This window comes from Klebsiella sp. BIGb0132 (assembly GCF_024810075.1).
GTDB classification, from domain to species: Bacteria; Pseudomonadota; Gammaproteobacteria; order Enterobacterales; family Enterobacteriaceae; genus Klebsiella; species Klebsiella terrigena.
The window spans coordinates 360467-383128 of sequence record NZ_JANUDW010000001.1 but is presented as its reverse complement, the minus strand read 5'-3'; the positions used below and the strand labels follow the sequence as shown (position 1 = coordinate 383128).

The 22662-nt window shown below is 59.3% G+C and carries 19 protein-coding genes; 9 read left to right on the top strand and 10 right to left on the bottom strand.

What is annotated here, in order from left to right; all coding sequences use genetic code 11:
* The first annotated feature begins 216 nt into the window (after positions 1-216).
* Positions 217-474 carry a multiple stress resistance protein BhsA gene (gene bhsA / locus M2416_RS01730; protein ID WP_041144985.1) on the top strand — a complete coding sequence of 86 codons (258 nt, stop codon included), beginning with the start codon at positions 217-219 and terminating at the stop codon, positions 472-474.
* Positions 475-1023: 549 nt separating this feature from the next.
* On the opposite strand, the gene ldtC is transcribed toward bhsA, so the two are convergent.
* Positions 1024-1986 carry a L,D-transpeptidase LdtC gene (gene ldtC / locus M2416_RS01725; protein ID WP_259221782.1) on the bottom strand — a complete coding sequence of 321 codons (963 nt, stop codon included), beginning with the start codon at positions 1984-1986 and terminating at the stop codon, positions 1024-1026.
* Between the two features lie 163 nt (positions 1987-2149).
* A complete protein-coding gene (gene mfd / locus M2416_RS01720) occupies positions 2150-5596 on the bottom strand; it encodes a transcription-repair coupling factor (protein WP_259221781.1) in 3447 nt (1148 codons plus the stop codon).
* 352 nt (positions 5597-5948) lie between these two features.
* Between mfd and lolC the strand changes: the two genes are divergently transcribed.
* The 7 genes from lolC (at position 5949) to M2416_RS01685 (ending at position 13126) form a co-directional block, all read left to right on the top strand.
* Complete coding sequence (lolC, locus tag M2416_RS01715; RefSeq protein WP_132510967.1) at positions 5949-7148, top strand: lipoprotein-releasing ABC transporter permease subunit LolC; 1200 nt, start codon at positions 5949-5951, stop codon at positions 7146-7148.
* Positions 7141-7842, top strand: coding sequence for a lipoprotein-releasing ABC transporter ATP-binding protein LolD (gene lolD / locus M2416_RS01710; RefSeq protein WP_041144989.1), 702 nt, complete (start codon positions 7141-7143; stop codon positions 7840-7842). Before lolC ends, lolD begins: the two co-directional genes overlap by 8 nt.
* Complete coding sequence (gene lolE / locus M2416_RS01705; RefSeq protein WP_259221778.1) at positions 7842-9086, top strand: lipoprotein-releasing ABC transporter permease subunit LolE; 1245 nt, start codon at positions 7842-7844, stop codon at positions 9084-9086. Before lolD ends, lolE begins: the two co-directional genes overlap by 1 nt.
* 73 nt (positions 9087-9159) lie before the next feature.
* Positions 9160-10071, top strand: coding sequence for an N-acetylglucosamine kinase (gene nagK, locus M2416_RS01700; protein WP_259221777.1), 912 nt, complete (start codon positions 9160-9162; stop codon positions 10069-10071).
* 14 nt (positions 10072-10085) lie between these two features.
* Positions 10086-10910, top strand: a complete 825-nt coding sequence (gene cobB, locus M2416_RS01695) for a Sir2 family NAD+-dependent deacetylase (protein ID WP_115193146.1) — start codon at positions 10086-10088, stop codon at positions 10908-10910.
* A gap of 190 nt (positions 10911-11100) precedes the next feature.
* On the top strand, positions 11101-11394 hold the full coding sequence (locus M2416_RS01690) for a hypothetical protein (protein WP_115193145.1): 294 nt from the start codon (positions 11101-11103) through the stop codon (positions 11392-11394).
* Positions 11395-11494: 100 nt separating this feature from the next.
* On the top strand, positions 11495-13126 hold the full coding sequence (locus tag M2416_RS01685; RefSeq protein WP_259221776.1) for a long-chain fatty acid--CoA ligase: 1632 nt from the start codon (positions 11495-11497) through the stop codon (positions 13124-13126).
* Here the strand turns inward: M2416_RS01685 and potD are convergent.
* The 4 genes from potD to potA form a co-directional block, all read right to left on the bottom strand.
* Positions 13123-14169, bottom strand: a complete 1047-nt coding sequence (potD, locus tag M2416_RS01680; RefSeq protein WP_259221775.1) for a spermidine/putrescine ABC transporter substrate-binding protein PotD — start codon at positions 14167-14169, stop codon at positions 13123-13125. The genes M2416_RS01685 and potD overlap by 4 nt on opposite strands.
* Positions 14170-14249: 80 nt before the next feature.
* A complete protein-coding gene (gene potC / locus M2416_RS01675; RefSeq protein ID WP_041144996.1) occupies positions 14250-15041 on the bottom strand; it encodes a spermidine/putrescine ABC transporter permease PotC in 792 nt (263 codons plus the stop codon).
* The gene (potB, locus tag M2416_RS01670) at positions 15038-15895 is read right to left on the bottom strand and encodes a spermidine/putrescine ABC transporter permease PotB (protein WP_259221773.1); all 858 of its coding nucleotides are present in this window, start codon (positions 15893-15895) and stop codon (positions 15038-15040) included. Before potB ends, potC begins: the two co-directional genes overlap by 4 nt.
* Complete coding sequence (potA, locus tag M2416_RS01665) at positions 15879-16997, bottom strand: spermidine/putrescine ABC transporter ATP-binding protein PotA (RefSeq protein ID WP_133597518.1); 1119 nt, start codon at positions 16995-16997, stop codon at positions 15879-15881. The genes potB and potA overlap by 17 nt, the downstream gene beginning before the upstream one ends.
* Positions 16998-17271: 274 nt before the next feature.
* Between potA and pepT the strand changes: the two genes are divergently transcribed.
* Positions 17272-18504: a peptidase T gene (pepT, locus tag M2416_RS01660; RefSeq protein WP_076945228.1), complete on the top strand. Its 1233-nt coding sequence runs from the start codon at positions 17272-17274 to the stop codon at positions 18502-18504.
* Between the two features lie 72 nt (positions 18505-18576).
* Here the strand turns inward: pepT and M2416_RS01655 are convergent, their stop codons facing one another.
* From M2416_RS01655 to M2416_RS01640, 4 genes are all read right to left on the bottom strand, one after another.
* Entirely contained in the window at positions 18577-19698 is a 1122-nt protein-coding gene (locus M2416_RS01655; RefSeq protein ID WP_259221771.1) for a ribosomal protein uL16 3-hydroxylase, read from the bottom strand.
* Positions 19699-19839: 141 nt separating this feature from the next.
* Positions 19840-21306 carry a two-component system sensor histidine kinase PhoQ gene (gene phoQ / locus M2416_RS01650; RefSeq protein WP_041145005.1) on the bottom strand — a complete coding sequence of 489 codons (1467 nt, stop codon included), beginning with the start codon at positions 21304-21306 and terminating at the stop codon, positions 19840-19842.
* A complete protein-coding gene (gene phoP / locus M2416_RS01645; protein WP_041145006.1) occupies positions 21303-21977 on the bottom strand; it encodes a two-component system response regulator PhoP in 675 nt (224 codons plus the stop codon). The genes phoQ and phoP overlap by 4 nt, the downstream gene beginning before the upstream one ends.
* A gap of 181 nt (positions 21978-22158) precedes the next feature.
* Complete coding sequence (locus tag M2416_RS01640) at positions 22159-22599, bottom strand: winged helix-turn-helix transcriptional regulator (RefSeq protein ID WP_259221768.1); 441 nt, start codon at positions 22597-22599, stop codon at positions 22159-22161.
* Positions 22600-22662: the final 63 nt, after the last annotated feature.

Genomic DNA, 22662 nt, shown 5'->3' with positions numbered 1-22662 from the left:
GGCCATTATAAAAATAAACGGCATAACCTGCCAGCAGAGTCAGTCCAAAAATAAATAATTCATATATGTATGAATTTTAAGTTGTTTATAAATAATTAAACGATCGTTATAAAAATGCGTTGACGTGTGATGCAGGTCACATTATTATTTACCTATCGATCGTTAAGTTAATTCTTGCGACCCTAATAAAAAATCATCTGCATAGGTATAATAATCATGAAAACCATCAAAACTCTGACCCTCGCTGCCGTACTAAGCTCACTCTCTTTCGCAAGCTTTGCCGCCGTGGAAGTGCAATCCACTCCTGCTGGCCAGCAAAAAATCGGCACCGTTTCCGCTTCTGCCGGTACCAACCTGGGCTCTCTGGAAGACCAGCTGGCGCAGAAAGCTGAAGAAATGGGCGCGACTTCATTCCGCATTACGTCGGTAACCGGTCCTAACACCCTGCACGGGACTGCGGTTATCTATAAATAAGCTGTTCCCTCTGTCATGCCACTGACAAACGCGGTTCTGACCCCTTTATCAGGCCGCGGTAGTAAGCAGTAAGTTGTTCCCCTGTTATGCCAATATTGCGAAGCGGTCCACACCCTTATGGACCGCGACTCGCTGTCTGAATGTCCGGCTCTCCCCCCAATAAAACGCCATACAGAACCCCTCAGTTAAGCGGTTTTCCGCTCAGCGGACGCCTTGCATCGCTGCGATCCCCGTTTCCTCGCGTGAGGTTGCAGGCAGTCCCGTCGCTCTCTTGCGGCGGATAATATCGGTTGTTTCGACCGACGCTTTCGCGCTGATAAACCGATGCAGAGGAAAAGGCGAACCGAAGGCCGCAAGAGGTGAATTGAGGCAGGAGCGAGTAGGGCGAATTGAGCCGAGCGCAGCGCGCAGCAGCGATTTCGGCGCGGGATTGCGAAGATGGTTACATGAGGTTAAAGGGGAAGAGGCTTCTCTTCCCACAAATCCGCTCACCCGGCGCCGGGGAAGGACGTCCTGCCTGACGGAAAGACGCCTGGCAGAATAGGGCGATTACAGCGCCTGCCCGCTATCCGGCTGATGGCGGGTCACGTCAATCGGCATACCCGAACGCAGTTCGATAGCGCGCTCCATAACCGGCCGGTTGGTCAGCTGTGCCTCCTTGAAGTCCAGCATTTCGGCGTTAAGCACGATGGGCAGCGTCTGCGGATCGTCATCAAGGTGCTTCGACAGCGGCTGATGAATCTCAACCAGCCGGCTGCCGTTTGGCTCAACGGAAGCCTTAATCGGCGTGTTGATAATATTCACCCGGGTTCCGGGAGTAATTTTATTGAACAGCGTCTTAATATCATTATCGCGCAGGCGAATGCAGCCCGAGCTTACGCGCATACCGATGCCGAAATCGGCGTTGGTACCGTGCAGCAGATAGACGCCGCCGTAGGCCGCCAGGCGGATCGCGTGGTGCCCCATCGGGTTATCCGGCCCGGCGGGAACCACGGCAGGCAGCTCGATGCCCATCGCCTTGTAGCGGGCGCGGATATTGGCCGTCGGCGTCCAGGTCGGGTTGGCGCGCTTATCCGAGACGGTCGTGACCATCGTTGGCGTAAGGGTATCGCCCCCAAGCTGGCCAATACCGATAGGGTAGACGGTCACCTCATTCTTGCCCGGCGGATAGTAGTACAGACGAAGTTCGGCGAGATTAATCACCAGTCCTTCGCGCGGCGCGTCCGGCAGCAGCGTCTGCAGCGGAATGGTCAGCACGCTGCCGGCGCGGGGAACGTAGGGGTCGACGCCGGGGTTGGCCTGCAGGAGCGCCAGAAAACCGACGTTATATTTTTTGGCAATGGCTTCCAGCGAGCCGCCGTTATCCTGCACCACGTGGAACTGATTTTGCCCCACCAGACGGCTTCCCGGCGGCGGTAAAGGCCAGGTGTTAGCATGGGCCGGAAGCGCCAGCGCGGCGACAACGGCAACCAGCGCCAGCCACAGAGAGATACGCGAAGAGTGTATGACCATAATAATTAAGTGGTTATTTTTCTACGAAAACAGAAACAAATTATGGCGCGGGGGAGTGTGGGGAAACCCTGGTGGATTGCAAAACATTTGTAAAGTTTGCTGAATGTGTCGGATGAAAAAATGGATACGATGAATATCACCGTACCCATTTTCTCCGTCACGGTCAGGCGACGGCGTTCTCTTCCAGCTGGCGCATAAACTGGCGAACCCACTCCATGCGCGTTTTCCGCTCGGCGAGATCCTGCATAAACTTCAGCCGCGTCGGCCCGTCGAGGCGGAAGTGCTGCGGCTGTTTCTGCAGCAGGCCAATCAGCCACACCGGGTTGACGTGGTTCTTTTCGTTAAACTCAATCATGCCGCCTTTTTCGTTCCCCTCCAGCTTGCGAATGCCAAGCTTCTGCGCCTGCTGGCGCAGACGGGCGATATCCAGCAGATTTCTGGCCGCGTCCGGCAGCAGGCCGAAGCGGTCGATAAGCTCCACCTTGATCTCCTCCAGCTCGTGCTCGCTTTTGGCGCTGGCGATGCGCTTGTAGAAGGAGAGTCGGGTATTTACATCCGGGATAAAGTCGTCCGGCAGCAGGGACGGCATCCGCAGTTCGACCTCCGTTTGCTGGCTGGTCAGGTCCTCCAGCGACGGCTCGCGCCCGGCCTTCAGGGCATCAACGGCGTTCTCCAGCAGCTCCATATACAGCGAGAAGCCGATGGTGGTCATCTGCCCGCTCTGGTCTTCGCCCAGCAGCTCGCCGGCGCCACGAATTTCCAGATCGTGGGTGGCCAGGGCGAACCCGGCGCCGAGGTCCTCCAGCGAGGCGATCGCTTCCAGACGCTTTTGCGCATCGGTGGACATCGCTTTCGGATGCGGAGTCAGCAGCCAGGCGTAGGCCTGATGGTGTGAACGCCCGACGCGCCCGCGCAGCTGGTGCAGCTGAGCAAGGCCGAAATGATCGGCTCGCTCGATGATGATCGTATTGGCGGTCGGAATATCAATCCCGGTTTCAATAATGGTGGTGCAGACCAGCACGTTAAAGCGCTGGTGGTGGAAATCGTTCATCACCCGCTCAAGCTCGCGTTCGCGCATCTGCCCGTGACCGATGGCGATGCGGGCCTCAGGCACCAGCTCGGCCAGGCGGTCGGCGGCTTTCTGGATGTTCTCCACGTCATTGTAGAGATAGTAGACCTGGCCGCCGCGCAGTATTTCACGCAGCATGGCCTCGCGTACCACCAGCGCATCGTACTCGCGAACGAAGGTTTTCACCGCCAGACGGCGCGCCGGAGGAGTGGCGATAATCGACAGATCGCGCATGCCGCTCATGGCCATATTCAGGGTACGCGGGATCGGCGTCGCGGTGAGCGTCAGAATATCGACATCGGCGCGCATGGCCTTGATGCGCTCCTTATGCCGCACGCCGAAGCGGTGCTCCTCATCGACGATCAGCAGCCCAAGATCGCGCAGCTTCACTTCGCTCTGCAGCAGCTTATGGGTGCCGATCAGAATATCGATTTTGCCCTCGGCCGCCTGTTCCAGAATCTGCGCCTGTTCTTTGGCGCTGCGGAAGCGAGACAACATTTCGATGCGCACCGGCCAGTTGGCGAAGCGATCGCGGAAGTTGTCGAAGTGCTGCTGAGCGAGCAGGGTCGTCGGCACCAGCACCGCCACCTGCTTATGGTTTTCTACCGCCAGGAAGGCGGCGCGCATGGCAACTTCGGTTTTACCAAAGCCCACGTCGCCGCAGACCAGACGATCCATCGCCAGCGGCTGGCACATATCGCTCAGCACCGCGTTGATGGCCTGGGCCTGATCGGGGGTGGTTTCAAACGGAAAGCCGTCGCAAAAGAGCTGATACTGTTCGCGATCGTGCTTGAAGGCAAACCCGGATTTGACCGCGCGCTGGGCATAAATATCCAGCAGCTCCGCCGCCACGTCGCGCACCTTCTCCGCCGCTTTTTGCCGCGCTCGCGCCCAGGCGTCGCCGCCGAGCTTGTGCAGCGGGGCGCTCTCCTCCGCGCCGCCGGCATAGCGGCTAATCAGATGGAGCGAGGAGACCGGGACGTACAGTTTGGCGTCATTGGCGTAGGTGAGCATCAGGTATTCACCCTTGATGCCGCCGGCCTCGAGGGTGGTCATTCCCGCATAGCGGCCGACGCCGTGCTCAAGATGCACCACCGGCTGGCCGATATGCAGCTCCGCGAGGTTGCGAATCAGGGTATCGGGGTTGATGGTGCGCCGCGAGTCCTGGCGTCGGCGCGCCACGCGCTCGCCCAGCAGATCGCTTTCACAAATCAGCGCCAGGCCGCGCGGGCTATCGATAAAGCCGTGCTCGGCGGCGCCAATCATCAGATAGCGGCCGCTGCCGGTCGCTTCTTCGAGACGCAGGATATGCTTTGGCGCAACCTTAATGCGCGCCAGCATTTCGCCCAACGCTTCGCGACGGCCCTCGCTCTCGACCGAGAAGATAACCGGCCCGCTAAAGGATTCGAGGAAGCGGCGCAGGTTATCCAGCGGCGCTTTGTTCTGCGCCTGAATCGCCAGCTCTGGCAGCTTCTGATAGCCGAGGTTGGTATGGGCCGCTTTCTCCGCCAGGCGGTCGGTTTTTAACTGCACGCGCGGCCATTTTTTCAGCTCGCTGAACAGCTCATCGCTGCGCAGCCAGAGCAGCTCCGGCGGAAGCAGCGGGCGCATTGGATCAACGCCGCGGCTCTCAAAGCGGGCGTGAGTTTCGCTCTGGAAACGTTCGGCGCTGGCTTCCAGCTCGCCGGTATTGACGATCAGCGTGTTCGCCGGGAAGTAGCTAAACAGCGGCGGCAGCGGCTCGTTGAAAAACAGCGGCTGCCAGTATTCGATGCCGGTGGGCAGGGTGCCTTTGCTGACCTGCTGATAGATATGCTCGGCATCGCGCTTGACCTCGAAGCGATCGCGCCACTGGCTGCGGAACAGCTCGATGGCGGCCTGATCGGTCGGGAATTCGTGGGCGGGCAGCAGATTGATCGCCGCCACCTCTTCGAGCGTGCGCTGGCTGTCAACGTCAAACAGGCGCAGGCTGTCTATCTCATCATCGAAGAAATCGAGGCGATACGGCTGCTCGCTGCCCATCGGGTAGAGGTCGAGCAGGGCGCCGCGGGTCGCGTATTCGCCGTGCTCCATGACCTGATCGACGTGGCGATAGCCCGCGCTATCCAGCTGCTCGCGCAGGGTATCCCGCGACAGGCGCTGGCCTTTTTTCATCACCAGCGCGTGGCCGTGCAGGTAGTTATGCGGACAGACGCGCTGCATCAGCGTGCTGACCGGTACGATCAGCACGCCGCGCTGCATGGTCGGCAGCTGATAAAGGGTCGCCAGACGGGAGGAGATAATATCCTGATGCGGCGAGAAGCTATCGTAGGGCAGGGTTTCCCAGTCCGCCAGGGCGATGACCATGCTGTCGGTAAACTGCCGAATTTCATCATTCAGGCGCAGGGCGTTTTGCATATCGGGGGCGACGAGGATCACCGGGCCGTCGTGGCGCTCGGTCATTTCTGCGACCAGGGTCGCGCAGGCCGCACCGGTGAGTTCGCCGAGCTGCCGCTGATCGCCGGGTTTGACCGGCAGTGAGTATCGATATTGTTGAGACATAGCGGTTGTCAGGATCCCTTAGAGCCTATCCCATTAGGCTTTTTTATTTGCCAGCAAAGTACGCCTACCGCAATAGGCTCTGAGTGATTCGCTCTACGATGTAGGGGCAAATCGCTGATATTCAATGCCCCTGATTATCCGCGATTGGCCTTAATTCGCCAACCCGAATGACAAAAGGATGTTCGTTTGCGGGGAAAGATTCTGATAGATAAGAACTGACATATCAAATATCCGATTGATTTATCTTTACTTTTTCTCCGCCTGGCGACAAAAACTTACCGTTTCAGTGATTTACGCGTTGTGCTATGACATATATACTCGTGCATCGGCTATCAGCAACCAGATGGAATACATGTACCAACCTGCCGCACTCTTTATCGGCCTTCGCTACATGCGCGGGCGCGCAGCTGACCGCTTCGGTCGTTTCGTCTCCTGGCTTTCAACCATTGGCATTACGCTCGGCGTGATGGCGCTGGTGACCGTCCTGTCGGTGATGAACGGCTTTGAACGCGAGCTGCAGAACAACATCCTGGGGCTGATGCCGCAGGCCATTCTTAGCGCCCAGCAGGGCTCAATCAATCCGCAAACGCTGCCGGAAAGCGCCGTCAAGCTGCAGGGCGTCAGCCGGGTCGCGCCGCTGACCACCGGCGACGTGGTGCTGCAAAGCGCGCGCAGCGTCGCGGTTGGGGTGATGCTCGGCATCGACCCGGCGCAAAAAGATCCGCTGACGCCGTACCTCGTTAACGTCAAGCAGAGCGACCTGCAGGCCGGGAAATATAACGTTATTCTCGGCGAGCAGCTGGCCGGCCAGCTCGGGGTTAATCGCGGCGACCAGATCCGCGTGATGGTGCCGTCCGCCAGCCAGTTTACGCCGATGGGCCGCGTGCCGAGCCAGCGCCTGTTTAACGTTATCGGCACCTTCGCCGCCAGTAGTGAAGTCGACGGCTACCAGATGCTGACCAATATTGACGACGCGTCGCGCCTGATGCGCTACCCGCTGGGAAATATTACCGGCTGGCGCCTGTGGCTGAATCAGCCGCTGCAGGTGGATACGCTCAGCCAGCAAACCCTGCCTGAAGGCACGAAGTGGCAGGACTGGCGCGAGCGCAAGGGCGAGCTGTTCCAGGCCGTGCGGATGGAAAAAAATATGATGGGCCTGCTGCTGAGCCTGATTGTGGCGGTGGCGGCCTTTAATATCATCACCTCACTCGGGATGATGGTGATGGAAAAACAGGGCGAGGTGGCGATTCTGCAAACCCTCGGCCTGACGCCGCGGCAGATTATGCTGGTCTTTATGGTACAGGGCGCCAGCGCCGGTATCGTCGGCGCGCTGCTCGGCGCGTTGCTCGGCGTGCTGCTCGCCAGCCAGCTGAACAATTTGATGCCGATTATCGGCGCGTTTCTTGACGGCGCCGCGCTGCCGGTTGCCATCGAACCGCTGCAGGTGACGATGATTGCGCTGGTGGCGATGGTGCTGGCACTGTTGTCAACGTTGTACCCTTCCTGGCGCGCTGCCGCCACCCAACCCGCTGAGGCTTTACGTTATGAATAAGATCCTGCTGCAATGCGACAATCTGTGCAAACGCTATCAGGAAGGCAACGTGCAAACGGATGTACTGCACGATGTCAGCTTCAGCATTGAAGAGGGCGAGATGATGGCGATTGTCGGCACCTCGGGTTCCGGCAAAAGTACGCTCCTGCATCTGCTCGGCGGCCTTGATACGCCGACCTCAGGCGACGTTATTTTCTCCGGCCAGCCGATGAGCCAGCTCTCCGCCGCGGCCCGCGCCGACCTGCGCAACCGCGAGCTGGGCTTTATCTATCAGTTCCACCACCTGCTGCCGGATTTCACCGCCCTCGAAAACGTGGCGATGCCGCTGCTGATCGGCAAGCAGAAGGCGGCCGATATCGAACGCCAGGCAAAAGAGATGCTGCGCGCGGTTGGCCTTGAGCACCGCAGCAGCCACCGTCCGTCCGAGCTCTCCGGCGGCGAACGCCAGCGCGTGGCGATTGCCCGTGCGCTGGTTAACAAGCCGCGGCTGGTGCTGGCAGATGAGCCGACCGGTAACCTTGACGCCCGCAATGCCGACAGCATCTTCCAGCTGCTGGGCGAGCTCAATATCGCGCAGCGCACCGCTTTCCTGGTGGTGACCCACGATCTGCAGCTGGCCAAACGGATGAACCGTCAGCTGGAGATGCGTGATGGCCACCTGAACGCGGAACTGACCCTGATGGGGGCCGAGTAATGGCCTCTCCGTTATCCCTATTGATCGCCCTGCGCTTTAGCCGGGGCCGTCGACGCGGCGGCATGGTATCGCTTATTTCGGTGATTTCGACCGTCGGCATTGCGCTGGGCGTGGCGGTGCTGATCGTCGGCCTGAGCGCTATGAACGGCTTTGAGCGCGAGCTCAATAACCGCATTCTGGCTGTGGTTCCCCACGGGGAAATCGAGCCGGTTAAGCAGCCCTGGAGCAACTGGAACGAGGCGCTGGCGAAGGTTGAGAAGGTCAAGGGCATCGTTGCGGCGGCACCCTATATCAACTTTACCGGGCTGGTGGAGAGCGGCAGCAACATGCGCGCCATTCAGGTCAAGGGCGTCGATCCTCAGCAGGAGAGCCGCCTGAGCTCGCTGCCGACCTTCGTGCAGAACAACGCCTGGGCCGGTTTTAAGCCCGGCGAGCAGCAGATTATTTTAGGCAAGGGCGTCGCCGATGCGCTGCACGTTAAGCAGGGCGACTGGGTATCGATAATGATCCCGAACTCCGACGCCGAGCACCAGCTGCTGCAGCCGAAACGCGTCAGGCTGCACGTCACCGGGATCCTGCAGCTGAGCGGCCAGCTCGATCACAGCTTCGCCATGATCCCGATGCCGGATGCTCAGCAGTATCTGGATATGGGCAGCAGCGTCACCGGGATCGCGATTAAAGTTACCGACGTCTTCCACGCCAACACCCTGGTGCGCGACGCCGGTGAAGTCACCAACAGCTACGTCTATATCAAGAGCTGGATCGGCACCTACGGCTATATGTATCGCGATATCCAGATGATCCGCGCCATTATGTATCTCGCGATGGTGCTGGTTATCGGCGTTGCCTGCTTTAATATCGTCTCCACCCTGGTGATGGCGGTGAAAGATAAAAGCAGCGATATTGCGGTACTGCGCACGCTCGGCGCGAAAGACGGCCTGATCCGCGCGATTTTCGTATGGTATGGTTTACTTGCCGGTTCGGTCGGAAGCCTGATCGGGGTCGCCATTGGCGTGGTTTGCGCGCTGAAGCTGACGTCGATTATTAACGGCCTTGAAGCCCTGATTGGGCATAAATTCCTCTCCGGCGACATCTATTTTATCGACTTCCTGCCGTCTGAACTGCACTGGCTGGACGTCATTTACGTGCTGGTGACGGCACTGTTGCTGAGTTTGCTGGCCAGCTGGTATCCCGCCCGCCGCGCCAGCCGCATTGACCCGGCGAGGGTGCTGAGTGGCCAGTAATTTATCGTCATGACCCGCTAATGCGCTTCATTTTGCAAGGTGAAGCGCAGGGTTAGAAAGAGGAATTGCTGAAATGTATTACGGATTTGACATTGGCGGCAGCAAGATTGCGTTGGGCGTATTTAACAAGGAGCGGCGGCTGCAGTGGGAAAAGCGCGTCGCCACTCCGCAGGACAGTTATGAAGATTTTCTCCAGGCGGTAGAGGCGCTGGTGCTTGAGGCGGACGCCCGCTTCGATTGTCAGGGCTCGGTCGGGATCGGCATTCCGGGAATGCCGGAGACCGCGGACGGCACTCTGTACGCCGCAAACGTGCCTGCCGCCAGCGGTAAACCGCTGCGCGCCGACCTCAGCGCCCGGCTGGGGCGTGAAGTGCGTCTGGATAACGACGCCAACTGTTTTGCGCTCTCGGAAGCCTGGGACGACGAGTTTACCCGCTATCCGCTGGTGATGGGGCTGATTCTTGGCACCGGCGTAGGCGGCGGCCTGATCCTCAACGGCAAATCGATTAGCGGACATAGCTATATCACCGGCGAATTTGGCCATATCCGCCTGCCGGTGGATGCCCTGGAGGTGGTGGGGCGTGACTTTCCGCTGACCCGCTGCGGCTGCGGCCAGCTGGGCTGCATCGAAAACTACCTTTCCGGCCGCGGCTTTGCCTGGCTGTACCAGCACTTTTATCACCAATCCCTGACCTCACCCGAAATCGTCGCGCTGTGGCAGCAGGGCGATGAAAAAGCGCGCGCCCACGTCGAGCGTTATCTTGATCTGCTGGCGGTGTGTCTGGGGAATATTTTAACCATCGTTGACCCGGATCTGCTGGTAGTTGGCGGAGGATTGTCTAACTTTACTGCAATAACCGAAGGGCTGGCGCAGCGCCTGCCGCGTCACTTACTTCCCGTTGCCCGGGTGCCTCGGATTGAGCGGGCGCGCCACGGCGATGCGGGAGGAATGCGCGGTGCGGCCTTCCTTCATTTGACTGATTAATCACAGAGGTAGCTATGTTGTCGCGCCGCTTACATCGATTGAGCCGTTTTCGCCGCAATAAACGACGCCTGCGCGAGCGACTGCGTCAGCGAATTTTCTTTAAAGAGGATAAGGTGGCTCCGGAAACGATGGAAAAACCCAGGGTAGTGGTGCTCACCGGCGCAGGCATTTCCGCTGAGTCGGGGATTAAAACCTTCCGCGCGGCCGACGGCCTGTGGGAAGAACATCGGGTGGAAGACGTGGCGACGCCGGAAGGCTTTGCCCGCGATCCCGCGCTGGTGCAGGCGTTTTACAACGCCCGCCGTCGTCAGCTGCAGGGGCAGGATATCGCTCCTAACGCCGCGCATCTGGCGCTGGCGCGGCTGGAAGAGGCGCTGGGGGATCGCTTTGTGCTGGTGACGCAGAATATCGATAACCTGCACGAGCGCGCCGGCAACCGCCGGGTTATCCATATGCACGGCGAGCTGCTGAAGGTGCGCTGTTCGTGGAGCGGACAGGTGCTGGAGTGGACCGGGGACGTCAACGTGGACGACAAGTGCCATTGCTGCCAGTTCCCGGCGCCGCTGCGCCCGCACGTGGTCTGGTTTGGCGAGATGCCGCTGGGAATGGACGACATTTACAGCGCGCTGGCTGATGCCGATATTTTCATCGCCATCGGCACTTCCGGGCACGTCTATCCGGCGGCGGGCTTCGTTCACGAGGCTCGCCTGCAGGGGGCGCATACGGTTGAGCTCAACCTTGAGCCGAGCCAGGTGGGCAGCGAGTTTGCCGAAAAACGCTATGGCCTCGCAAGCCAGGTGGTACCGGAGTTTATCGACCAGCTGCTCAAAGATCTCTGATCGCGCGACGCGGATCTCAGGGCCGGAGGGCGTTACCGGGTAGCGCCCTCCGGCGTATTGCCGCTCGGGGCGCTCCCGGCATTATCGTCTGAGGTTGTGGAATTGATGCGATGATGTGACAGGGAAAACAGTATTGCGTGCTCTTTTATGACATCTTCTTACATTCTTGCAACAGAAAGGGAGTGTAAGCATGCGCACAGAGTATTTTGACTACCTGATCCTCGGGGATGAACATCACGGCGAGATCTACAGCGGCGTTAAAACCCACCGTCTGGAAGTGCGTTCGAAATACCCGCTGGCGAATCATGCCCATTCCCCTGCTGAAGAAGCCTCCGGCACCCAGCCGCGAACGGTGAATTACAACGTCCACGAATATCCAGCCCAGGATGGCCGCTTCTATATGGTGGCGACGAACTACCCGCTGAGCGATTTTGACGTGGAAGATGCGTTGATTAAATCGCGGGCGCATCCCGTGCGCGCCTGATCGCTGGCCGCGAAACCGAAAATTTGCATCATCCCCTAAGGCGCCCGTATCGGCGCTTTTTTTTGCCCGAAAAGCGCGCCAACGCCGCGGAGAACCTGCCATGCACCCATCGATGATGTATCAGGATTTAACCACCGGAACGTTAATCAATCACGCGGCGCGCTATCATGCCGATAGCGAAATCGTCTCCGTGTCCACGGACGGGGAGAGGGAGTACAGCAGCTGGGGAGCGGTGGCGGATAACGCGCGCCGCCTGGCGTCTGCCGTCGATCGGCTGGGCATCCCCGCCGGCGCCCGCTGCGCTACCCTGGCGTGGAATAATCGCCGTCATCTGGAGATCTATTTCGCCATCGGCTCGGGAGGGCGGGTTACCCATACCCTCAACCCGCGGCTGTCGATTGAGCACCTGACGTTTATCATCAACGACGCTGAGGACCAGGTGCTGTTTTTTGACGCCACCTTCCTGCCGCTGCTGCGCCAGCTGCGACCCCATCTGACCACCGTGCGCTACTTTGTGCTGATGGAAGCCCGCAGCGAAGAGGCGCTCAGCGAGCTCGATTCGCTGCTGTTTTACGATGAGCTGCTGGCCTCAGGGGATCCCGGCTACGACTGGCCGGCGCTGAGCGAAACCACTCCCGCATCTCTGTGCTACACCTCGGGCACCACGGGGAAACCCAAAGGGGTGCTCAATACCCATCGTTCGCTGGTGCTGCACGCGCTGAGCGGCAATCAGCCCGATGCCGCCGGGATCTCCGCCTGCGACTCCCTGCTGCCGGTGGTGCCGATGTTTCACGTCAACGCCTGGGGAACGCCGTTTATCGCCGCGATGGTCGGGGCGCGGCTGGTGCTGCCGGGGCCGCATCTCGACGGCGAGAGCCTGCTGCGGCTGCTGAGCGCCGAGCGGGTCAGCGTGGCCTTTGGCGTGCCGGTGATTTGGGCCGGACTGCTGGCGGCGCTGCGTAAATCGGATATCCGCCTGCCCTGTTTTAAACGCTCGTTCGTCGGCGGTTCCGCGCTGCCTCCCTCGATGGCGGAGGCGTTTCGCCGCGACTACGGTATCGAGCTGATCCACGCCTGGGGGATGACCGAAACGTCGCCCATCGGCACCATCAATACGCCGTTGGGTAAACATCAGGCGCTGACCGAGGCGCAGCGCCAGCGGGTGGCCGAGGGGCAGGGAAGGGCTATCTTTGGCATCGATCTGCGGGTGGTGGACGTTGACGGAGAGCCGCTGCCCGACGATGGCGAAAGCCGCGGGTATCTGCAGGTCCGCGGTCACTGGGTGGTGGCCAGCTACTTTGGTCGCAGCGAAACGGCGCTCACCGACGACGGCTGGTTTGATACCGGCGATATCGGCACCGTCGATGCGAACGGCTATCTGACGATTCAGGATCGGGCCAAAGACATTATCAAGTCCGGCGGGGAGTGGATCTCAACGGTGGAGCTGGAAAATATTGCCCTTGCCCACCCGGCGATTCGCAGCGCGGCGGCGATTGCCGCGCAGCATCCGCGCTGGGATGAGCGTCCGGTGCTGCTGTGCGTCAGGGCGGAAGGGGGAGAGGTCGAGGAGCAGGCGCTGCTGGCGTGGTACCAGCAGCGGGTGCCGAAATGGCAGGTACCGGACCGCATCGTTTTCATTGATGCCTTGCCGGTGAGCGCCACCGGCAAGGTTCTGAAGAATCAGCTGCGGGCCGAATTCGGCCAGATACTGATGCGCGAGCCGCGGGATTAACGACCGGCCTTAAGCTTTTGATAATACTCTTCGTACAGGGTGCTGGCGCTGCCGACGTCGTTCTGCCATTCGCCTTTCTGGATGGTTTCCGCATCCGGGTAGAGCGACTTATCGTTGGCAACGCTCGGGCTGAGCATCCGGCGCGCGGCGAGGTTCGGCGTCGGATAGCCGATGGTCTCGGCAACCTGTTTGGCGACGTCCGGGCGCAGCAGGAAGTTGATAAGCTTCAGCGCGCCGTCGACGTTTTTGGCATTGGCCGGAATCGACAGGCTATCCATCCAGAAGATGCCGCCTTCTTTCGGCCATACCACCTCCAGCGGCGTCCCGGCCTGGCGAGCGACGAACGCCGAGCCGTTCCATACCATGCCGAGATTCACTTCCCCTTCCATATAGGGGTTCGCCGGGTTATCGGAATTGAACGCCGCGACGTTTGGCATCAGCTTTTTCAGTTCGTTATACGCGGCGGCAATCTCTTGCGGATCGGTGGTGTTGCCGGAGTAGCCCAGCTTGCGCAGCGCAATCTGGAACACTTCCCGGGCATCGTCGGTCAGCAGCAGGCTGCTTTTGTACTCGGGCTTCCACAGGTCGGCCCAGCTGGTCACGGTTTTAGGGTCGATGGCGTCGCTGTTTACGCCGATCGCCGTTGCGCCCCAGATATAGGGAATGGAGTAGTCGTTATTCGGGTCGAAAGGCTTATTCAGCATCTGCGGATCGAGGTTGCTGAAATTGGTTAGCTTGCTCTTATCGATCTTCTGCAGCATGCCCTCTTTGCGCATCTTATCGACGAAATAGGTCGACGGCACCACCAGGTCGTAGGCGCCGTCTTTATAGGTTTTGAGCTTGGCGTACATGGTTTCATTCGACTCGTAGGTCGAATAGATAACCTTGATCCCGGTCTCTTTGGTGAACTGTTCCAGCAGCCCCGGCGGCACGTATTCGGTCCAGTTGTAGAAATAGAGCGTTTTGCTATCGTCCGCGTGCGCGGCGCTCATCCCGACTGCCAGAGCACCCGCCGCGAGCAGGTGGCGTGACCATTTTTTCATTTAACGTCCCCTGGTTTAAGCCTGTTCAGCAGGCTATGGTAGTTGCCGGTCCGGGACGAGGCCCGAACCGGCTGCAGTAATCAGGCCCGTTTGGGTGAGCCTTTGGTACCGTCGCGGGCAATAAGCTGGCTGGCGACAACCATCACCAGCGACAGAATCAGCAGGATGGTTGCCAGCGCGTTCACCTCCGGCGACACGCCCACTTTGACCATCGAGTAGATCTTCAGCGGCAGTATTTCGTAGCCCGGTCCGGTGACGAACGATGACACCACGACGTCATCCATCGATAGCGTAAAGCTCAGCAGCCATCCCGCCGCCACCGCCGGCAGCGCCAGCGGCAGGATTATCTTGCGCAAAATGGTTAACTCGCTGGCGCCGAGATCCTTCGCGGCTTCCAGCATCCGCACGTCGAACCCCTTGAGCCGCGAAAACACCGTCACCACCACGAAGGGCAGGCAGAAGGTGATATGCGAGAACAGCAGCGACCAGAAGCCCAGCTGAATGCCAATCAGCATAAACAACACCAGCAGGGAGATCGCCATCACGATATCCGGCGACATCATCACCACAAACAGCATTCCGCTGACGAAGGGCTTACCGCGAAAGCGGTAGCGGTAGAGCGCAACGGCGGTCAGCGAACCGATCAGGGTGGCAAAGGTCGCCGACAGCACCGCCATGGTGAGCGAGTGCTGCGCGGCCTGCAGCAGGCTGTCGTTGTTCATCAGCAGGCTATACCAATGGGTGGTAAACCCCTGCCAGCTGATGCCGAAGCGCGAACTGTTAAACGAGTTAACGATCAGAATAATAATGGGAATGTAGAGATACGCGTAAATGGCGGTCATAAAACCGCCGCGCAGCAGTCGACCGATCATTCCAGCTCCACCTTGTTGTTAAGCAGCCTTGCCGCGCGCCAGTAAATCAGCAGCATCAGGCCCATCACGAGGGTTAACGTAATGCTGGTGGCCGCGCCAAACGGCCAGTCGCGAATATTGAGGAACTGGCTCTTAATGACGTTGCCGATCAGCAGGTTCTTCGCGCCGCCCATCAGGTCGGAGACGTAGAACAGCCCCATCGCCGGCAGCATCACCAGCAGGCAGCCGGCAATAATCCCCGGCATGGTCAGCGGGATAATAATGCGGATAAAGGTTTGCAGCCGGCTGGCGCCGAGGTCCTTCGCCGCTTCCAGCAGCGGGCGATCCAGCTTCTCAATGCTGGAGTAGAGCGGCATCACCATAAACGGCAGCAGAATATAGACCAGGCCGATAATCACCGCCGACGGGGTGTACATAATGCGCAGAGGCGTTTCAATAACCCCCAGCCACAGCAGAAACTCGTTGAGGTAGCCCCTGGTGCTGAGAAAGATTTTCAGCCCGTAGATGCGGATCAGCGAGTTGGTCCAGAACGGGACGATCAGCAGAAACAGCAGCAGCGGACGGACCTTTTCCGGCAGCCTGGCGAGAAACCAGGCAAAGGGGTAGCCGAGCAGCAGGCAGGCGAGCGTCGCCATCAGCGCCATATTCAGCGAGTGCAGCAGCACCGAGTAATAGAGCGGGTCCAGCAGGCGCGCATAGTTATCCAGCGTAAAGACCAATTTGACGAAGTTAGCGTCGTCGCGGGTCAAAAAGCTGGTGCCGATAATCATCAGGTTGGGCAGGAAAACAAACAGCACCAGCCAGCTGACGATGGTGGCAATCACCACGCTTTGGAATTTACTGGTGTTCTTCATTAGCCAGTACAACCTCCCAGCTCTCGACCCAGTTGATGGCCATTTTCTGATCAAGCGGGTGGTCAAAGTCGGGATCGTCCTCGTTAAAGAATTCGCTGACCAGCACCATTTTGCCGTTTTCCAGTTCGACCACCGATTCGAGGGTCATGCCTTTGTAATTGCGCTCGCGGATATAGCCTATCAGGCCATCGGCTTCGCTGGCGTCGTGAACCTCATCGACGCGCAGATCCTCAGGACGCAGCATGACGTTCAGCGACTGCCCCTGCTCAACGGCAAAGTTAACGTAGATATTGCATTCGCGGCCCTCAACGCAGGCGCGAACGCGCTGCTCGTCGAGGCGCTCAATCACCGTCGCGCTAAAGATATTGATCTCGCCGATAAAGCTGGCAACAAACAGGTTCTTCGGCTCTTCGTAAATTTCGCGCGGGGTGCCGTCCTGCTCAATTTTGCCATCGCGCATCACCACGATGCGGTCGGACATCGTCAGCGCCTCTTCCTGATCGTGGGTGACGAAGACGAAGGTGATGCCGAGCTTGCGCTGGAGCGCTTTGAGCTCGTTTTGCATCTGCTTGCGCAGCTTGTAGTCCAGCGCCGAGAGGGATTCATCGAGCAGCAGCAGGCGCGGCTTGTTGACCACCGCTCTGGCGATGGCTACGCGCTGCTGCTGGCCGCCGGAGAGCTGGTGCGGCTTGCGCTGGGCAAACTCCTCCAGCTGCACCATGCGCAGGGCGTCGACGACGCGGGGCGCTATCTGCGCCGCCGGCGTTTTTTGCATCCGCAGGCCGAAAGCGACGTTTTCGAATACCGTCATATGCGGGAACAGGGCGTAGCTTTGAAAGACGGTATTGACGTGACGGTTTTCCGCCGGAACGTGGGTGATATCGTGGTCTTCGAGATGAATGTGTCCGCTATCGACATTTTCCAGCCCGGCAATAAGGCGGAGAACGGTTGTTTTACCGCAGCCAGAAGGGCCAAGCAGAGTGAGAAACTCACCGTTATTGATGGTCAGATTCAGATCGGCGATAACCGTTTTGCCATCAAAGCTTTTACCAATTCCCGCCAGCTGAACCAGCGGAGAACGTGAACGCGGTTGTATATTCAATTTTTGACTCTGTCCCGTGTAGACGCAGCGGAAGGCTTACCGATGCGGGGTTTGTGGTTAACCACCTTTGGGGCTGCACATAATTAATAAGGGCAAGCATTCTACGGCAAAGGTTACCGATCGCCAATCCTTGTCGCCTGCAGATAGCTTACCTTTACAACATTACGCGAGTTAATGTATTAAATTCCTGTTTGCCGGGTTAAAAATGACCTGACGCAATATTTGTCTTTTCGGGCTTATCAATAATGTTGTCACAAAAGATGAGGGTGGCCACATGGATAAATTGCTTGAGCGTTTTTTACAGTACGTTTCTTTAGACACGCAGTCGAAGGCCGGCGTGCGTCAGGTTCCGAGCACGGAAGGGCAGTGGAAGTTGTTGCGCCTGCTGCAGGCGCAGCTGGAAGAAATGGGGCTGGTTAACGTGACGCTAAGCGAGAAAGGGACGGTGATGGGGACCCTGGCCGCGAACGTGGCGGGGGATATTCCGCCCATCGGCTTTATCTCCCACGTCGATACCGCGCCTGACTTCAGCGGCAAGCACGTCAGCCCGCAAATTGTCGAAAACTACCGCGGCGGCGATATCGCCCTCGGCATCGGCGACGAGGTGCTCTCGCCGGTGATGTTCCCGGTGCTGCATCAGTTGCTGGGGCAAACGCTGATCACCACCGATGGCAAAACGCTGCTCGGGGCGGACGATAAGGCCGGCATTGCCGAGATTATGACCGCGCTGGCGACGCTGAAGGCGAAAAATATTCCCCACGGCGATATCCGCGTGGCGTTTACCCCCGACGAAGAGGTGGGGAAGGGGGCGAAGCACTTCGACGTTGCCGCCTTCGACGCGCGCTGGGCCTATACCGTTGACGGCGGCGGCGTCGGCGAGCTGGAGTTTGAAAACTTCAACGCCGCCTCGGTGACCATCAAAATCGTCGGCAATAACGTTCACCCCGGCACCGCCAAAGGGGTGATGGTTAACGCCCTGTCGCTGGCGGCAAGAATTCATGCCGAAGTCCCGGCCGATGAGGCGCCGGAAACCACCGAAGGCTATGAAGGCTTTTACCACCTGTCGACTATCAAGGGCAGCGTTGACCGCGCCGAGATGCACTATATTATCCGCGATTTTGACCGCAAGCAGTTTGAAGCCCGCAAGCGCAGGATGATGGAGATCGCCAAAAAGGTCGGCAAAGGGCTGCATCCGGACTGCTATATCGAGCTGGTGATTGAAGACAGCTACTACAACATGCATGAAAAAGTGATCGCGCATCCGCACGTCGTGGAGATTGCCCGCCAGGCGATGGTCGATTGCCATATCGAACCGGAAATGAAGCCCATTCGCGGCGGCACCGACGGGGCGCAGCTCTCTTTTATGGGCTTGCCCTGCCCGAACCTGTTTACCGGCGGCTATAACTACCACGGCAAGCATGAGTTTGTGACGCTGGAAGGGATGGAGAAGGCGGTACAGGTTATCGTGCGGATCGCCGAGCTGACGGCAAAGCGGGGCGCACAGTAGCGCCCGGCTGAACCGGGCTGCCGGCAGCGTGCTCGCAGCCCGTAGCCCGGCCCGCAGGCCGGGAAAGCTCGCTTAGTCTTCGAAAAACCAGTAGCCGCTGTTGACCAGCGCCGCCAGCATCGCGAGGAACGACGGATCTTCCAGCGCATCGCCGAAGTGCTCCGCGTTGAGCGCCAGGTGCATGGCCAGCGCGTCCAGCGCCGGACGATGCGGGGAGTTAATCCTCTCGCCGTTGACGAACACTTCGCCGTCAATGCGCACCACGCGCAGTCCGCCGAGCCTCACCAGCTTGTCGCCCTGCTGCAGCGCGTCGTAAATTTCATCCGGCTGATACGGCGGCTCCGCAGGGGCCACGTCCAGCTCGTGACGGGACTGGGTAATAAACTCGCCATACCACTGTTTGAAATGATCAGGCTGGTTAATCAGCTCCAGCATCATTTCGCGCAGGCGATCCAGCTCAACGGGTAAAATATCCGCCGGATGCTCGCGCGACGGCACGTCAGGATCGGCGTAGCGCTGGCTGCCGAGCTCGCGCTGCAGGATATAGTCGGCAAAGCCGCTGAACAGCTCGCGGGCGTTCGGCGCGCGGTAGCCCACGGAATAGTTCAGCGAGTTTTCCAGCGAATAGCCTTCGTGCGGGAATCCCGGCGGAATATAAAGGATATCGCCCGGCTCCATCTCTTCATCGATGATCGCCTCGAACGGGTCAACCTGCAGCAGATCCGGATGCGGGCAGTGCTGCTTCATCGGCACCTTGTCGCCCACGCGCCAGCGCCGGCGTCCGGTCCCCTGAATAATAAACACGTCGTACTGATCGAGATGCGGGCCTACGCCGCCGCCGGGAACCGAGAAGGAGATCATCAGATCGTCGATACGCCAGTCCGGCAGGGCGCGGAACGGGTGCATCAGCGCTGCCGTCGGCTCGTGCCAGTTGTTGACCGCCTGCACCAGCAGCGACCAGTTGTTCTCGCTCAGGTGATCGTAGCTTTCGAACGGGCCGTGGCTGACCTGCCATTTTCCGTCCTGATGGCTGACCAGGCGGCTATCGACTTCGTTTTCCATCGCCAGTCCGGCCAGCTCATCCGGGCTAATGGGATCGACGAAATTGGCAAAGCCCCGCTTTAATACCACCGGGCGTTTTTGCCAGTAGCGTTCGATAAAGTCAGGCCAGTTAAGCGTTAATTGATAATCCATTTTTATATTCCACAGCAGGTGTCTGTTTGGGATTATACACGCCATCCCTCAAACTGCCTCTTTGTTGGCAGCGTTTGTTCGTCTGGTCACAGAGATCCGCGACGCCCGCAGGACGCAGGCGTCATTGGAGGAGAAGGGCGGTTAGCCTTCGCTCTCGTCGGGCAGCTGGCGGCCGAAAATCACCTCCATACAGGCGCCGCCGAGCAGGCTGTCGCCGGTAAGAATATCGCCATCGTACTGCTCGACGATATCGCGGGCGACGGCGAGGCCTACGCCCTGGCCTGGACGCAGCGTATCGGCGCGCTGTCCGCGATCGAACACCACGCTCCGCTGGCCGTGCGGGATCCCCGGGCCGTCGTCTTCGACCAGAATATGCAGGTAGTTATCGTTCGCCTGGCGGACGGAGACTTCAACAAACTCCAGGCAGTATTTACAGGCGTTATCCAGCACGTTGCCCATCACCTCCATAAAGTCGTTCTGTTCGCCGACGAAGCTAATTTCGGGCGAGATATCGAGGGTGATGTTGACCCCTTTGCGCTGATAAACCTTATTCAGCGCCGAGGTGAGGCTGTCGAGCAGCGGGGCAATAGGATGCAGCTCGCGGCTGAGCAGGGTTCCGCCGCTGCGCATGCTGGCGCGGTGCAGGTAGTAGCCAATCTGCTGCGAGATGCGGCTGATCTGCTCGAGCATTACCGGCTCCGCGGCGTTGACGTCAATCTTTTCGCTGCGCAGCGAGCGCAGGGTGCTCTGCATCACCGCCAGCGGCGTTTTCAGGCTGTGGGTGAGATCGGTCAGCGTCGTGCGGTACTTGTCGTAGCGCTCGCGCTCGCTTTTCAGCAGGCGGTTCAGGTTGCTGACCAGCCGCGTCAGCTCCCGGGTGGTATTCGGGTTGAGCATTTCGCGGTGGTGCTCTTCCAGCTCGCGGACCTCTTTCGCCAGCGATTCGATGGGCCGCAGGCTCCACCACGCGGCGACCCACAGCAGCGGAATCACCAGCAGCAGGTTGGCGACCAGGACGTAGATAAACCAGCTCCACACCATATAGGAGCGTTTGAGCTCCACCGGGATGGTGTCGACCACCACGATGCTCAGCTGCGGCATCTTATCGGTTGCCGGATAGATATTGATAGCCACCGAGTGGGTCATCTCGGAACCATCGTCCTGCTGGCGCAGCGCGTCCAGCTCCTCCTGCACCTCATGGTTATTGCGCAGCAGCATGCTGGTGCTGTCGACGTCGGATTCAATTTCGTGGAAGCCGTTGCTCTTCAGCCACTCCGGCTGAATGCGTTTGGTCAGCCACGGGACGTCGTGCTGGGTCCACAGCAGCTTGCCGTTAGCGTCGTAGATAAGGGTGACCGTCGGGCTCTGCATATTGAGGTTTTCGGGGATATCAACGTCGATGCGGTTGTTTTCCCACTTCGCCAGCATATAGAACAAATTGCTTTCGCCGCGCAGCAGGCGGAAGGTGGTTTTATCGAAGCTGACGCTATAGCCGACCAGCGCGACCATGCCGTAGGCCAGCGAGAGCACCAGCACCACGGCCGCCGTCGCCAGCAGAAAGCGGACGCGCAGGGAAAGCGGCAAAATATGCCGTAGCGGACCCTTCATCCGCGAAGTTCGAACAGATAGCCCTGACCGCGCACCGTGGTAATCACGTCGTGCGGATGCTGAGCCTGGATTTTTTTGCGCAGACGCCCCATCAGCACGTCGATAGTGTGGCTTTCGCGCAGCTCGGCGTCAGGATAGAGCTGCAGCATCAGCGAATCTTTGCTGACCACTTTGCCGCGGTTGCGGATCAGCGTTTCCATAATGGTGTACTCAAACGCCGTCAGCTTAATCGGCTGCTCGTTGACCGACAGCTCGCGCCGCGACAGGTCGACCTGGAAAGGCGGCAGGGAGATAACCTGCGACGCCAGGCCGCTGTTGCGGCGCAGCAGGGCCTGCATGCGGGCGGCGACCTCTTCGATATGGAAGGGTTTGGTGACGTAGTCGTCCGCACCGGCGCTCAGCACCTCGACCTTATCCTGCCAGCCTTCGCGGGCGGTGAGCACCAGTACCGGCACCGACACCTCGTGGCTGCGCCAGCGGCGGATCAGCGACAGGCCGTCTTCATCCGGCAGGCCGAGGTCGACAATGGCAATATCCGGCACGTGTTCGCCGAGATAGTAGTCGGCCTCTTTTGCATCTTCCGCCGCATCGACCTGGTGGCCTAACTCCTGAAGCTGAACTTTCAGGTGATGGCGCAGTAAAGCGTTATCTTCAACCACGAGTACGCGCATGCCGGTTCTCCATATTCATTATTTGATTTGAATAGTTTAGCGCTAATTATACACGTTGAATATAAACGGCTGTTAAATAACGAATTTCAATTATTTTTCCCCGCGCTTTCTCGCTGGGGCGCTATTTTCGCAGCAGGTCATTGATAAGCGGGCGGAATATTTAAACGCGCGGCGCCGGCCGCTATCCGTCCGCCTGCACCTTGCGGACCTCGGTCGCCGAAGGCGACAGCGGGGCACCGTCTTCGGCCGTCGGCGCCATGGGCGGAACCGCCTGCAGCGTGCGTTTATCGATCAGGACGGAATGTGGCTCGCCGCTGGCGAAAAGATAGCGCTCCCCCCACTGACGCAGCGCGACCACGAGGGGAAACAGGCGCTCTCCCTTTTCCGTCAGGACATACTCCTGATACGCGGTGCCGTCCGAGGCGGCCTGGGTTCTGAGGATGCCGGCGGCAACCAGCTTTTGCAGGCGGTCGGAGAGAATATTGCGCGCCATTCCCAGGCTGCGCTGAAAGTCGCTAAACCGGCTCATGCCATCAAAAGCGTCGCGCACGATCAGCAGCGACCAGCGGTCGCCGATAATATCCACGCTGCGGGCGACGGGACAGGTTTCGTTTTTCATCATGTTATGCCGCGCGATGCGCGCTCCTCGGCGTGATGCAATGTGGTTGCATTTTAAAACTACATG

What these genes read in the sequence shown, in the direction of transcription:
- bhsA (WP_041144985.1), top strand. Translation starts at nt 217, where the DNA reads ATGAAAACCATCAAAACTCTGACCCTCGCTGCCGTACTAAGCTCACTC.
- ldtC (WP_259221782.1), bottom strand. Translation starts at nt 1,986, where the DNA reads ATGGTCATACACTCTTCGCGTATCTCTCTGTGGCTGGCGCTGGTTGCC.
- mfd (WP_259221781.1), bottom strand. Translation starts at nt 5,596, where the DNA reads ATGTCTCAACAATATCGATACTCACTGCCGGTCAAACCCGGCGATCAG.
- lolC (WP_132510967.1), top strand. Translation starts at nt 5,949, where the DNA reads ATGTACCAACCTGCCGCACTCTTTATCGGCCTTCGCTACATGCGCGGG.
- lolD (WP_041144989.1), top strand. Translation starts at nt 7,141, where the DNA reads ATGAATAAGATCCTGCTGCAATGCGACAATCTGTGCAAACGCTATCAG.
- lolE (WP_259221778.1), top strand. Translation starts at nt 7,842, where the DNA reads ATGGCCTCTCCGTTATCCCTATTGATCGCCCTGCGCTTTAGCCGGGGC.
- nagK (WP_259221777.1), top strand. Translation starts at nt 9,160, where the DNA reads ATGTATTACGGATTTGACATTGGCGGCAGCAAGATTGCGTTGGGCGTA.
- cobB (WP_115193146.1), top strand. Translation starts at nt 10,086, where the DNA reads ATGTTGTCGCGCCGCTTACATCGATTGAGCCGTTTTCGCCGCAATAAA.
- M2416_RS01690 (WP_115193145.1), top strand. Translation starts at nt 11,101, where the DNA reads ATGCGCACAGAGTATTTTGACTACCTGATCCTCGGGGATGAACATCAC.
- M2416_RS01685 (WP_259221776.1), top strand. Translation starts at nt 11,495, where the DNA reads ATGCACCCATCGATGATGTATCAGGATTTAACCACCGGAACGTTAATC.
- potD (WP_259221775.1), bottom strand. Translation starts at nt 14,169, where the DNA reads ATGAAAAAATGGTCACGCCACCTGCTCGCGGCGGGTGCTCTGGCAGTC.
- potC (WP_041144996.1), bottom strand. Translation starts at nt 15,041, where the DNA reads ATGATCGGTCGACTGCTGCGCGGCGGTTTTATGACCGCCATTTACGCG.
- potB (WP_259221773.1), bottom strand. Translation starts at nt 15,895, where the DNA reads ATGAAGAACACCAGTAAATTCCAAAGCGTGGTGATTGCCACCATCGTC.
- pepT (WP_076945228.1), top strand. Translation starts at nt 17,272, where the DNA reads ATGGATAAATTGCTTGAGCGTTTTTTACAGTACGTTTCTTTAGACACG.
- M2416_RS01655 (WP_259221771.1), bottom strand. Translation starts at nt 19,698, where the DNA reads ATGGATTATCAATTAACGCTTAACTGGCCTGACTTTATCGAACGCTAC.
- phoQ (WP_041145005.1), bottom strand. Translation starts at nt 21,306, where the DNA reads ATGAAGGGTCCGCTACGGCATATTTTGCCGCTTTCCCTGCGCGTCCGC.
- phoP (WP_041145006.1), bottom strand. Translation starts at nt 21,977, where the DNA reads ATGCGCGTACTCGTGGTTGAAGATAACGCTTTACTGCGCCATCACCTG.
- M2416_RS01640 (WP_259221768.1), bottom strand. Translation starts at nt 22,599, where the DNA reads ATGATGAAAAACGAAACCTGTCCCGTCGCCCGCAGCGTGGATATTATC.